General features: G+C 28.0%; 12 protein-coding genes and 2 pseudogenes. 12 read left to right on the top strand and 2 right to left on the bottom strand.

Going from position 1 to position 13,561, the window contains the following annotated elements:
• Positions 1-74: 74 nt before the first annotated feature.
• From AEBR_RS04160 to AEBR_RS15585, 3 genes and pseudogenes are all read left to right on the top strand, one after another.
• Positions 75-2,189, top strand: a complete 2,115-nt coding sequence (locus AEBR_RS04160) for a HAMP domain-containing methyl-accepting chemotaxis protein (protein WP_129087535.1) — start codon at positions 75-77, stop codon at positions 2,187-2,189.
• A 266-nt stretch (positions 2,190-2,455) separates the two neighbouring features.
• Positions 2,456-2,929, top strand: a pseudogene (locus AEBR_RS15590) (MCP four helix bundle domain-containing protein); the annotation flags it as partial.
• A gap of 612 nt (positions 2,930-3,541) precedes the next feature.
• A pseudogene (locus AEBR_RS15585) lies at positions 3,542-4,489 on the top strand (methyl-accepting chemotaxis protein); the annotation flags it as partial.
• A gap of 9 nt (positions 4,490-4,498) precedes the next feature.
• Here the strand turns inward: AEBR_RS15585 and AEBR_RS04150 are convergent.
• A complete protein-coding gene (locus AEBR_RS04150) occupies positions 4,499-5,896 on the bottom strand; it encodes a nickel/cobalt transporter (RefSeq protein ID WP_172658848.1) in 1,398 nt (465 codons plus the stop codon).
• Positions 5,877-6,779, bottom strand: coding sequence for a metal ABC transporter solute-binding protein, Zn/Mn family (locus AEBR_RS04145; protein ID WP_129087533.1), 903 nt, complete (start codon positions 6,777-6,779; stop codon positions 5,877-5,879). The genes AEBR_RS04150 and AEBR_RS04145 overlap by 20 nt, the downstream gene beginning before the upstream one ends.
• A 130-nt stretch (positions 6,780-6,909) precedes the next feature.
• Here AEBR_RS04145 and AEBR_RS04140 point away from each other — a divergent pair, with 130 nt between their 5' ends.
• The 9 genes from AEBR_RS04140 (at position 6,910) to AEBR_RS04100 (ending at position 13,522) form a co-directional block, all read left to right on the top strand.
• On the top strand, positions 6,910-7,272 hold the full coding sequence (locus AEBR_RS04140) for a Fur family transcriptional regulator (RefSeq protein WP_129087532.1): 363 nt from the start codon (positions 6,910-6,912) through the stop codon (positions 7,270-7,272).
• Positions 7,273-7,283: 11 nt separating this feature from the next.
• On the top strand, positions 7,284-8,573 hold the full coding sequence (nhaA, locus tag AEBR_RS04135; protein WP_128981675.1) for a Na+/H+ antiporter NhaA: 1,290 nt from the start codon (positions 7,284-7,286) through the stop codon (positions 8,571-8,573).
• 34 nt (positions 8,574-8,607) lie between these two features.
• On the top strand, positions 8,608-9,069 hold the full coding sequence (locus AEBR_RS04130) for a copper chaperone PCu(A)C (protein ID WP_228712183.1): 462 nt from the start codon (positions 8,608-8,610) through the stop codon (positions 9,067-9,069).
• A complete protein-coding gene (locus tag AEBR_RS04125; RefSeq protein ID WP_129087530.1) occupies positions 9,069-9,554 on the top strand; it encodes a hypothetical protein in 486 nt (161 codons plus the stop codon). The genes AEBR_RS04130 and AEBR_RS04125 overlap by 1 nt, the downstream gene beginning before the upstream one ends.
• Positions 9,554-10,123 (top strand): SCO family protein, encoded by a 570-nt coding sequence (locus AEBR_RS04120; protein WP_164969500.1) that lies wholly within the window; start codon positions 9,554-9,556, stop codon positions 10,121-10,123. Before AEBR_RS04125 ends, AEBR_RS04120 begins: the two co-directional genes overlap by 1 nt.
• A 49-nt stretch (positions 10,124-10,172) precedes the next feature.
• Entirely contained in the window at positions 10,173-10,973 is an 801-nt protein-coding gene (locus AEBR_RS04115; protein ID WP_129087528.1) for an AraC family transcriptional regulator, read from the top strand.
• Between the two features lie 83 nt (positions 10,974-11,056).
• Positions 11,057-11,794 carry a hypothetical protein gene (locus AEBR_RS04110; RefSeq protein WP_129087527.1) on the top strand — a complete coding sequence of 246 codons (738 nt, stop codon included), beginning with the start codon at positions 11,057-11,059 and terminating at the stop codon, positions 11,792-11,794.
• Positions 11,772-12,956, top strand: a complete 1,185-nt coding sequence (locus AEBR_RS04105; protein ID WP_129087526.1) for a M48 family metalloprotease — start codon at positions 11,772-11,774, stop codon at positions 12,954-12,956. Before AEBR_RS04110 ends, AEBR_RS04105 begins: the two co-directional genes overlap by 23 nt.
• Positions 12,956-13,522 (top strand): hypothetical protein, encoded by a 567-nt coding sequence (locus AEBR_RS04100; protein ID WP_129087525.1) that lies wholly within the window; start codon positions 12,956-12,958, stop codon positions 13,520-13,522. The genes AEBR_RS04105 and AEBR_RS04100 overlap by 1 nt, the downstream gene beginning before the upstream one ends.
• Positions 13,523-13,561 lie beyond the last annotated feature (39 nt).

Genomic DNA, 13,561 nt, shown 5'->3' with positions numbered 1-13,561 from the left:
AATAGAAACGAAAATTAATTTATTACTAAATCAGCTTTGATAATATCATTTCAAGAAATGAACTAGGAGTTAACATGTCTATTAAGAAAAAAATCATAGGTGCTTTTATGGTACTTATTATTACTACAATTTTGGCCAGCCTTTATGTTGCAAATAATATCCGTGATATTAAAACAAATGTTAAAAATCTTGTAACAAAAGATTATGCAGGTGTTGATTATCTTTTAGAATCAGATAGAGATTCTTATCAATCAAATGTTGCAATATCTCAAATAATCAATTTTGGAATGACTTTTCTTTTGGAAGCAGATAGGGACTCTTATCAATCAAATGCAGCTATTTCTAAATCATTGGCAAGTCATGATAAAGAGAAAGCAAACAAAATAATAAAAGATGAAGTGTTAAATAATCTAAATCAGGTAAGACAAAGATTTGATAAGTTTTCTGCTCTTTTGGCCCATGAAATGCCTGAGCACAAGGCAAAATTTGATGAATTTGACACCTACTATCAAAAAACAACAGAAAATACAAACAAACTAATTGAGATGATAAATGCGGAAAAGTTTAATGATGCAAATAGATTCTATTTTGACCAATATTTATCAGATTATGAAAAGATGAGAGGAGCAATGGACTTTTTTACAGAAGCATCTTATAAAGTAATTGAAAATAATCAAAAAGATACAGATGCCGCTATAAGTAGCTCTTTTACAACTTTTATAATTATGACTTTGATTAGTATTGCACTTACAATATTTTTCTCAATTTATTTAAGCAAAACAATTAACAAGTCAATTACAAAATTCAAAGATGGTCTTTTGGGATTTTTTGCATATTTAAACAAAGATAGTACAACGGTTAATTTACTTGATAATAGTTCCAATGATGAAATTGCCGAAATTGCAACTGTTGTAAATGAAAATATAAATAAGACGAAAATATTGTTAGAAGAAGATATTTCATTAATCGATGATGTAAAAAGAGTTGTTGCTTTAGTTAAAGATGGTGATATCAAAAAAAGAATTGAAAGACAAACACACAATCAATCTTTAGAAGAGTTAAAAACAATTTTTAATGATATGTTAGAGACCATCTCTAAAACAGTCGCTGATAATTTAAATGAGATAAAAAAATCTCTAAAAGAGTATCAAAAACTGAACTTTACATTTAGAATAAAAGATGCAAAAGGTGACACAGTAGAAGGACTTAACACTTTAGCAGATATTATCAATGAAATGCTTGTTGATAATAAATCAAATGGTATAACATTACAAAATAGTGCTTATACACTTTTAAAAAATGTAGATAAACTTAGCCAATCATCAAATGAAGCAGCAGCCTCTTTAGAACAGACAGCAGCAGCACTTGAAGAGATTACCTCAAATATCTCTCATAATACAGAAAATGTAGTAAAAATGGCACAAAATGCTAATGAGCTTAGACGCTCATCTTCAGAGGGTGAAAAACTTGCAAATCAAACTACTTCTGCAATGGATAGTATAAATGAACAAGTTACAGCTATTAATGATGCAATTAGTGTAATTGATCAAATAGCTTTCCAAACAAATATTCTTTCACTTAATGCTGCTGTTGAAGCTGCAACTGCTGGTGAAGCTGGAAAAGGTTTTGCTGTTGTTGCACAAGAGGTTAGAAATCTTGCTTCAAGAAGTGCTGAAGCAGCAAAAGAGATTAAAGATTTAGTTGAAAATGCTACAATAAAAGCTAATGATGGTAAAAATATCGCTGATACAATGATTAAAGGTTATGTTGGGCTAAATGAAAATATTACTAGAACTTTAGAGTTAATTAGTGATGTTGAAGTTGCAAGTAAAGAGCAACAAACAGGTATTGTTCAAATTAATGATGCAATAAATCTTTTGGATAGACAAACTCAACAAAATGCTGCTGTTGCAAATGAAACAAAAGATATAGCAAATCAAACCCAAGAGATTGCAAATGAGATTGTAAAAGAGGCTGATGAGAAAGAGTTTATTGGAAAAGATAAAGTAACTGAAAATTCAAATACAAAAACACACTCTAATTCTTCTAAAAATAGTCAAACAACAAAAGAGGTAAAAACTCAAGTCAAACCAAAAGATGAGAAACCAAAAGTACAAAATCAAAAAAACCAAGCTTCTAAGACCATAACTTCAAATACAAAAGATGATGATGAGTGGGAGAGCTTTTAAGCTCTTTTACTCAAAAATAGTATAAATATTATATTTTTACAAAATTCACAAATTTTTTTTACATTTTTTTTGCATAAAAAAAGTAATTATTTTATAAAAATAACTAATATAATCGTCTCACAAATATTGATTTCAAAATCATTTTTAACTTTTAAAAAAATAATTATACCTTATAAAATATACAAAATAATTATAAGTTTAACTTAAAATTGTTTTAAGACAATAAGCCTTAGAATGGATAGTATACTAACTTTTTGAGGTGAAACATGGGAATTAAACAAAAAATAGTAATCTCTTTTTTGATACTAATTGGGATATCAATATTATCAAATATTTATATTTCGTATAACATTACAAAAGTAGAGGCAAACTTTTCTAAATTAACAGAAAAAGATTTTGCAGGTATCACTGTTTTATTAGAGGCTGATAGAGACTCTTATCAATCAAATGTAGCAATCGCACAGATTTTTAATATCTCAAATATGGAAAAAATCAAGAAGCTAATTGATAAAGGAGTAAAAGATAATCTAGACCAAGTCAAACAGAGATTTTATAAATTTAAAGGTTTTGTTCAAAAGGATATGCCAGAACATAAAGAAAAATTTGCAGAGTTTGACACCGCGTATTCTCTAGTTGCACAACATACACAAAAGATTTTGGAACTGATTGATAAAGGAGAGATAGATACTGCAAGGGCATATTATTTTAATACTTATGTAAAAGATTATGAAATAATGAGAGACTTGATTGATTTTTTTAGTCAAGAAACATATCATATTGTTGAATCTAATAAAAATCATACAAGTTCACTAATAACTGACTCTTTAACAACTTTTGTTGTAATTGCAGTTTTAGTAATAGTAATTGGCATATTACTTACAATTATGCTTAGTAAAAGTATTAATAACTCTCTTACAAAATTCAGAGATGGAATTCTTGGTTTTTTTGCATATTTAAATAAAGAGAATTCAAATGTTGATTTACTGGATGATAGTTCAAAAGATGAGATAGCAAAAATAGCAACTGTAGTAAATGATAATATCAAAAATACTAAACTTCTTATAGAACAAGATATTGCTCTAATTGAAGATGTAAAAAGAGTTGTTGCTTTAGTTAAAGATGGAAATATTAAAGAGAAAATCAATAAATCAACGAAAAATGAATCACTTGAGGAGCTTAAAACAATATTCAATGACATGTTGATTACTATTTCAAAAAGCGTTGCTGATGATTTAAATGAGATGAAAAAATCTCTAAAAGAGTTCCAAAAACTAAACTTTACATTTAGAATAAAAGATGCAAAAGGTGACACAGCAGAGGGTTTAAATACTTTAGCTGAGATCATCAATAAAATGCTTGTTGATAATAAATCAATAGGATTGACTCTTCAAGAAAGCTCTTTTACTTTATTAAGAAATGTGGATAAATTAAGCCAATCATCAAATGAAGCAGCAGCCTCTTTAGAGGAAACAGCAGCAGCACTTGAAGAGATTACCTCAAATATCTCTCACAATACAGAAAATGTAGTAAAAATGGCACAAACTGCTAATGAGTTAAAAGCCTCATCAAATGAGGGAGAGAAACTTGCCAATCAAACTACTTCTGCAATGGATAGTATAAATGAACAAGTTACAGCTATTAATGATGCGATTAGTGTAATTGATCAAATTGCATTTCAAACAAATATTCTTTCACTTAATGCTGCTGTTGAAGCTGCAACTGCTGGTGAAGCAGGAAAAGGTTTTGCAGTTGTTGCACAAGAGGTTAGAAATCTTGCAAGTAGATCTGCTGAAGCAGCAAAAGAGATTAAGGATTTAGTTGAAAATGCTACAGTTAAAGCTAATGATGGTAAAAATATCGCTGACATAATGATTAAAGGCTACGAAGGATTAAATAATAATATTAACAAAACTTTAGAATTAATTAGTGATGTTGAAGTTGCAAGTAAAGAGCAACAAACAGGTATTGTTCAAATTAATGATGCAATAAATCTTTTAGATAGACAAACTCAACAAAATGCTGCTGTTGCAAATGAAACAAAAGATATAGCAGATCAAACCCAAGAGATTGCAAACACAATTGTAAAAGAGGCTGATGAAAAAGAATTCATAGGTAAAGACTCATTATCTGCATCAAAAATTACCAAAAAAAATAGTTCTAGAACTGAAACTTTGACAAAAGTCACAACTAAATCTGAAACTAAACCTTTAACAAAAAAAGTTGAAAAACCTAAAGTTGAAGAAAAAAATAGAACAATTACAGCTAATAATAAAGATGATGATGAGTGGGAGAGCTTTTAAGCTTTCCCCTTACACTAAAGAAGCATTTAGAAAAAGTAAAATCCCTAAAACAAACATAATTACAGGAGAAGCTATCTGCAAAAAGTTTGTTAAAGCGTGTGATTTTGAAGAGATTTTTTGTAGACTTAGTCCTAAAAAAGATGAACCAAAAATTACAATCCCCATTCCAAGACTAATAAAAATTGACGCTAAAAGTACTGCAAAATAGGTTTTTAGAACAAAAGCATAGATAAAGAGTATAACTGTTCCAGGGCAAGGTATCAATCCTGCTGTTAAAACAAAATACAAATCTTTTTTCATAAAATTTGGTTTTAGTTTTGTACTTCTATTTGGGGCAACTGCACTCCAAGTTGGTCTTATTGATGAACAACTAGCACATGAACAGGTTTTATTATTTAATTTATTATATAAAATATAGATTGCTAATATCATAATTAGTATAGATGAAAGTTTTGTTAAAATTTCAACTGAATCTTTTACAAAATTATTTAATATTGATTCCAATAGAAATACAGAGACTAATACTAAAATAAGAGCGCCAATTATATGCACAAAAGCACTTGCTTGTGAGATAAAAAAGGCCTTTGTATATGAACTTTTGTTTGATACAAAATATGAAAATGCCAAAGATTTTCCATGTCCTGGACCCAAAGCATGAATTATTCCATATAAAAAAGAGATAAGCAAAAGAAAAAACAGAGCTATATTATCGCCCTTTTCAATTTTCACTAGATACTCTTTTATATTTTTTGTATATTTAGCTAAAAGTGTAGGTGTTTGCTCTTTTTTAATCTCATCTTTTTTTTCTACTTGAGTATTTTGTGATACCTCTTTTGTAGGATTCGAATCTATATAAAAAGCAACACTTTGTTTGTTTACCTCCTTTTCAACACTATAAGGGGCTTCAAAATTTATCATATTTTCTACTAATAAAAGAATAAAGTAATTTTCATCATCATTAATATTTATATATAAAATATTATCTTTTATAACATCATAATTTAATTCAAGAACATACTCAAAGTGTAAAAGTCCATTTTTTATATATGATTTATATGAGCTAACAACAATTGGTTTAGAGTTCTCTTTATCTATAACTTTATCATAAGAGATATGGGTTAAAAAATTTTTGGGTTCTATATATTTTAAAAGAGCATCTTGAACTGGAACCAACTCCTCTTTATCCAAATATCCACTTTGGTTTTGGTCATAAACTTCATTTAGCTGATCAGTAAACTCTTTGGTTAATACCCAAAGAATTTTTGCACTTTTAATTTTAGTATCTGAGGAATCAATCTTTATTGAAACTCTTGTCTCAGGAGAATACAAAGTACAAAGTGCACACCCAAAAAGAGTGTGCGAAAAAAGAAGTAGTAGTAATATATATCTATTTATACGATTTTGCAATCTCGTTTGCTACCTTTATTAAATTTTCATCCCATTTTTCTGATAAAGGATCAATTACTGCAACATTACCATTTATACTCTTAGATATAGTTTTTGCACCTTTTTGTGAAAACTGTGGTGCAACAAAAACAATTTTTATATTATGTTTTTGTGCCTCTTCAACTAACTCAATAAGTTGTGCAGGTTTTGGCTCTTTTCCTTGAATCTCAATTGAAATTTGTTCCAAATGATATCTTTTTGAAAAATATCCCCACGATGGGTGAAATACCATAAAAGCTTTGTCATCATAATCTTTTAAGATTGATGCAATTTTTTCATTTAAATTATCTAATTCAAGTAGAAAACTATCTAGATTTTTTTTATAAAAATCACTATTTTTTGCATCAATTTTTACTAATGTTTCATATATATTTTGTGCTTGTGTTTTTACCAAAATTGGATCTAACCATACGTGTGGATCAAGCCCTGAATGTTCATGCTCATCATGATTAGGCTCATCCTTTTCATGATGCTCTTTTTCGTGTTCGTGTTCATGTTCATGCTCATCTTCATGATGATGTGCTGCCATAGCAAGTTTTTCAATTCCTTTTGAAGTATCAACCATTAGCATTGTTTTATTTGCATTTTCAAATCTGTCAAGCCAAGCTTTTTCAAATGGCACTCCAATCGAAAAGTATGCCAAAGATTTAGACAAATTCTTCATTTGAGAAGTTTTTGGTTCATAAGTTGCAGGAGAAGAACCTGGTTGAACCATTACATTTACTTTCATTTTATCTTTTGCAATCTTCTCTACAAAATATTTTTGAGGAAGAATTGAAACAGTTACTTCATTTGCAAAAGCAAATGTTGAGAATATAACTAGTAGTGTTAAAATTAATTTCATATCAATATCCTTTTTGCAATGAAGTTGCATTTTTCGAATTCTAATAAATAAAAACTTTGATGCAACTGAATTGCATTACTATAAATTTCAAATAAAATCTAACTTTAAAATTATACGGATATAATAATTTATGAACTTAGAAAATATATCAAAAACAATCAAATTAACAACTGCTAGAAAGGCTATTTTAGAGACTTTTATTGAGTCTAGCAGACCATTGTGTTATGAAGATATTAAAGATAATCTTCATATGGATAAAGCAACATTTTATAGAAATATTACAAAATTTGAAGAGGAGAAAATAATCCACTCTTTTGAGTCAAATGACAAAAAAAGGTATTTTGAGATACCAAAAGTCAAACACTCTCACTTCATTTGTAATATTTGTTCAAAAATTGAGTGTATTCATGAAAAAGTTAATGTAAATATTGAAGGTCATCAAATTGATAACATTGTAATAAAAGGCATCTGTCCTGAGTGTCTAAAAAAATAGGGAAATAATCAATGATTCAAAAATTAATAACTTTAGATAAGTTTATAAATAAAGAGGCATTAAGTGGTATTCTACTTTTTATTGCCACAGTTGCGGCAGTAATTGTTGCAAACTCTTCATTAGGTCAAGCCTATTATGATTTATGGCATACTCCCCTTGGCATAAAACTAGGCGAATATGAAATATCAATGACTCTTACATATTGGATAGATGATGCCTTAATGGCACTATTTTTTCTAATGGTTGGATTAGAGATAAAAAGAGAGATGTTAATTGGTGAACTTTCATCAATTTCAAAGGCATCGTTTCCTATTGTTGCAGCAATAGGAGGAATGGTTGTACCTGCTTTAATTTATGTGGCGTTTAATAGTGAAAATCCTTATGGTTTTGGTATTCCTATGGCAACAGATATTGCTTTTGCTCTTGGTATTTTAATGTTAATGGGAACAAGAGTAAACCCTGCATTAAAGCTCTTCTTAGTAGCTCTTGCAGTTGTTGATGATTTAGGTGCAGTTATTGTTGTGGCAACAGTATATACAAATGAAATACACACTCAATACTTTTTACATGCAGCTATTATTTATGCAATTATTTGGGTATTAAACTTTAAAGGTGTTACAAAAATTACTCCTTATTTGATATTGGGAGTTGCTCTTTGGATATATATCCACGCAATTGGAATTCATGCAACAATTGCCGGAGTATTACTTGCCTTTGCAATACCTATTGGCTCTAAAATTGAGGAGAAAAAGTTTTTAGATGAATCAAGAAAAGATTTAGATGATTTTGAAAATCATATTGATAATACTTTAATACTTAATCACCATCAAATAGACTCTTTGGAAAATATCGCTTACAACTATGATAAGGTTCAAAATCCACTAGTTAGATTAGAACACAATTTACATGGATTGTCAGCATTTTTTATTATGCCACTATTTGCATTTTCAAATGCTGGGGTGTTAATAGATTTTTCAAGTGTAAATGAACACTTTATGATTGTATTAGGTGTTGTTTTAGGTCTTGTAATTGGAAAACCTATTGGTATTTTAGGTCTTACATATTTAGCAGATAAATTAAAACTTATAAAAAAACCTGAAGATATATCTTGGGCAGAGATATTAGCAGTTGGTTTTATTGCAGGAATTGGTTTTACCATGTCAATTTTTATTACCCACTTAGCATTTGCCGATGAAAATATTATTGCAGCTGTTAAACTTGGAGTTTTTGCAGCCTCTTTTATTGCGGCTACTATTGGTGTAATTTTACTTTTAAATGTAAAAAAATTAATTAATAATTAACATAAATTTAGTAATATTCGCAAAAAGGATTAAAATGATGAAAAAACTGTTTTTAACTATGTTGCTAGCAAGCACTTTTAGTTTTGCTTCTCAAATAGAGATAGAAGATGCTTATGTTAGAGCAACACCTCCAGCAGTTCAAAATTCTGCCGCATTTATGACAATTAGAAATAGTTCATCAAAAAATATTTTACTTGTAAAAGCTTCAAGTGATGTTGCAAAAGTAGTAGAACTACATACCCATGAGATGAAAAATGGAGTTATGAAGATGTATCAAGTTCCATCAATTGAGATCTTAGCAAATAAAGAAGTATCGCTAAATCCAGGGGGATACCATATAATGCTAATTGAACTTAACAAAGCGCTTAAAACTAATGACACAATAACTCTTAAACTTGTTTTTTCAGACAATAGTACTAAAGAGATTACAGTTCCTGTTAGAACTATAATGGATGGGATGAATCATCAAAATCACAAAATGATGAACCACAACTAATGGATAAAAAGAAGAGTATTATAAAAAGTGCAATACTTCAAGTAGGTATTGTTCTTTTTCTTATAATTGGCTATTTTTCAATTGATTTTAACTCACTTTATCAATCTTTTAAACCAGAAGCAAGTTTTGTAAATCAAGATACAAATTGTGATTTACATAAAACCTCTTGCCTTATTACAATTCAAGATGGAACAAGCTTTGAATTAGAAGTTACTCCAAAAGAGATTCCTTTAATGAAAGAGCTTACTTTTACAATAAAAAGTAATAAAAAGGATTTAAAAGATTTAACTCTTAATATCTATGCAACAAATATGTTTATGGGAGAGTTTGACCTTCCAATTAAAAACTTAGGAAACAACCTTTATGAAGCTAAAGGAACACTTCCAACTTGTCCAATGGGAAATATGCAATGGAATGCTGAAATAAGAGTAGAAAAAGGTTTAGAAACACTTGGAGCAAGGTTTCAATTTAAAACGGATAAATGATGAAAACTTTTTTAAAACTTACTCTTAGCTTTTTGGTTGCTGCTTTACTAATAGTAATAATCTCTCCTTATGTGGATAAATATAAAGAGCATAAAAAGTATGATTTTACCCTTGATACAATAAATGGCAAAATTTCAAAAGATGATTTCAAAGGTAAAGTTTTGGCTATCTATTTTGGATATACCTCTTGTCCTGATGTTTGCCCAACTTCTCTTAGTTCACTTGCCTTTGCTCTAAAAAGTTTTGACAAAAAAGAGATTGCAGATTTTAGAGGCTTATTTATAAGTGTTGATCCAAATAGAGATTCCCTTGAAAATTTAGAGGAATATGCAAAATACTTTCATCCAAATTTTATTGGAGCAACCTCAACAAAAGAGAATATTGATGATATTACAAAAAGATATGGAACTTTTTATAAAAAAGTTGAGTTAGAAGGTTCTGCTATGAACTACTCTGTTTCACATACTTCGTTTATCTATATTTTTGATAAGAAGGGTGATTTTGTAACAAAAATTGACCATTTTTCAGCCCCTAAAAAAATTCAAGAAACACTAGAAAAAGTTTTTTAATAGCAATTTTATTCTATTTTTATTTCCTATGTTTGGATATAATAGATAAATGAAACTAGAAACACTTAATGAAGTTTTTTTTGAAAATATAAAAAATTCAAATGACAATTTTGTAAAACATTTCCATGATACTTATATAATAGGTATAACCCATGATGGAATGTTTAAATCAATAAATCAAAATAGAGCTACACTTTTATATAAAAATTCAACTAGAGTTTTAAACCCTGGTGAAATTCATTGTGGAGATTCAAACTCTTGGAAATATACCAATTTTTATCCACCCCTTGAACTAATTAGTGAAATTTATGAGCAAATATATTTTGAAAAAGCATTACCTTGTTTTACTAAACATATACTTGAAGATATAAATCTTTATAACCTTTTATTGAAGTTTTTTATTAGTGCCTATTCAAATGAAGATAAGTTAGAAATAGAATCAAATTTAATTATTGCTGTTTCATATCTAATAAAAAACTATACAGATTCTACAAAAAAATATTCCCCATTATTTGATGATAAAAAAATCATTAAAGATAGTGTAGAGTTTATGAAAGATTGTTTAGATACAAATATCTCTTTAGATGACTTGGCACTTAATTCAAATCTTAGTAAATACCACTTTTTAAGAGTGTTTAAAAATAGTATTGGAATAACTCCCCACCAATTTATACTTTCCCAAAGGGTTCAAAAAGCAAGGGAACTTATTGTAAAAGGGGAACAGCTAAATCAAGTTGCTTCAACAGTTGGATTTAGTGACCAATCACACTTTATAAAAAATTTTAAAAGAATATATGGTTATGTTCCAAGTGAATTAAAAAATAAAGATAATTTTATAATTTATAAATAGATATATAGAAATTTAATAATTTTTTTAATAATCATAAAACATATATCATATATAATAATTAAATTTAATTATCAAGGAGAATTATGAAAAAGATATTAGTTCCTATTCTTTTTTCATTTATGGCATTATTTATCACAGGTTGTAGCATTGATTACACAGCTTCCATTCCAAACTTTAAACAAGAATATCAAACAAAAAAAAGAATAGTTATTGTTCCACCTTCTGTAAAAATGTATGAAATAAGTACAGGTGGAGTTGAAGAAGAAATTAGTGATTGGTCAAAACTTGCAATGGAAAATATGCAGAAAAGTATAATAAATAATCTTCCAAAAGAACAACAATTGAAATATGAAGTTATAAATTATTCTACTCTACCAGAGTTTGAAAAAGAACTAATAACAAATAGTAATAATCTATTATTTAGAATATCTCCAAGCATTCACCAACATGCATTAAAAATTTCAGTAGCGAAATTCGATGAAAAAATAGAAAATTTTGACTATACAATAGGAGATGTTTTATCTAATATTTCTGAAACTGGAGATATTTATCTTTTTCTTAATGCAGAAGATAGAGTCCAAACAAGTGGCAAAAAAGCTGCTGAAGTTACAAAAGCTATAATAGGTGCACTACTATTTGGCGTAGGTGTAGGAGATATTGGTGGTATCACATTCTCATCTGTAGCTATGGTTGACGCAAAAACAGGGAAATTGATGTGGTATAACTACTATATTTCAAAAGGAGCAGTTGATTTAAGAGAAGAAAAAGGTACTGATGAAGTTGTAAAGGTTCTATTTAATGGATTACAAAGTAAAATCTAATTCAATTTTTCTAGTAATATTAATATTACTGTATTCAGGATGTGGCTCATATGAAAATGTAAATATGTATCAAAAAAGCAATCTATTTGATTCAAATGAAAAAAATTTACTTAAGGCATCAAATGAACTCTCTAAAACAATAGATAAAAATGAAAATACTATGCACAGTAAAGAGTATAATGAATATCCTAATTTAGTTTTGAAAAAACTGCTTAAAGATGATAAATTTTATGAAAAATCTGAAATAAACTTTAATGTAAAAGTAATAAAAAGCCCTACATTAAATGCTTTTGCTCTACCAAATGGAAATATCTATATTCACTCTGGGATTTTAGCAAAACTTGAAAATGAAGCTCAACTTGCTCTGTTACTTGGACATGAAATGACCCATATTATTTACAAACACAGCTTAAAGAAAAAAGAGAATCTTAAAAGCAGTGCTGCAGTAGCACAAGTATTTTCAATTTTTACAATGCCTTTTGATGGAGGACTAACCTCCCTTTTACTTTTAAATTCATCTATATCAGGATATTCGATAGAGAGTGAAAATGAAGCAGATAGACTTGGTTATGAACAGATAGTAAAAGCAGGGTATGATCCACTTGATGCATCTAAACTATTTAATATTATGCTAAAAGATATAGAGTTAAATGACAAAAAAGAGGCTTACTTTTTTAGTACTCACCCAAAAGTTGTTGATAGAATAAAAAGTTCTACGTCTATAATTGAGTCCTCATATAAAGGAATAAAAGGTGAAACTAATAAAAAAGAGTATCTAAGCTATGTAAAATCAATATTAATGGAAAATATTGAAACTGATTTAAATCTTAGAAGATATAAATCAGCAGAATACTCTATTAAAACTTTAGAAAAAGAGTATGGTAATAATTTAGGAGATGTAAATTATCTGCAAGCTGAACTAATAAGACTAAAAAAAGACAAAAATAGTTTTGAAGAGGCTCTAAAAAACTATAACCTTGCTTTGGAGAAAAATAGTTCAAATTATAAAATCTATAAGGGATTAGGATATTTATATTATCAAAATGATAAAAAAGATGAAGCTAAAGAGGCATTTAAAAAATATCTATCTTTAAATGAAGAAGCTAAAGATAAAAATTATATTGCCTACTATATAAATCAATGTAACACAAAAGGAAAATAATGAAAAATATTAAAAAAAGTCTATTTTTAACTCTCATATCAACAGTAATCTTCTCAGGATGTGCTAGTTGGCAAAATGTAACAGGAATTCAAAAACTGAATACTCAAAAACTTACACTTGATCTAAAAGACGAAAAATGGCATGCACTTAAAATTGATACTAGTGAACTATATATTCTTACAAAAGATGGAACGGCATTACAAGATATTGATATTAGAAGTAATTCACTTGATGATGCCTTAAAATTCAGTAAAGTAAAAATACCAAAAGATATTTTAAATCATGAGTTAGCTCAACTGATAATAGAAGATTTAAAGGTTGCAAATGAAATGAATTCATTTAAAATTTTAAACAATAGCCCTGAGAAAATAGACACTAAAGATGGTGTTAAAATTATCTATCAATTTAATGATCAATATAATAATATAATTAAAAGAAACGCAACTTATTTTATTTATGATGAAAAACTATATTCAATTAATTATATTGCACCAAATCAATATTATTACGATAGAGATTTAGAAGAATATAATAGAATTAAAGAATCTATTAAATTAGATTTATAGAAAAATTCAATAGCAATTTTGTACTATACAAATAACTCT

The organism is Halarcobacter ebronensis (assembly GCF_013201825.1).
GTDB classification, from domain to species: domain Bacteria; phylum Campylobacterota; class Campylobacteria; order Campylobacterales; family Arcobacteraceae; genus Halarcobacter; species Halarcobacter ebronensis.
Note: the sequence above shows the minus strand (reverse complement) of the source record. Positions and strands in the feature narration are given on the sequence as shown.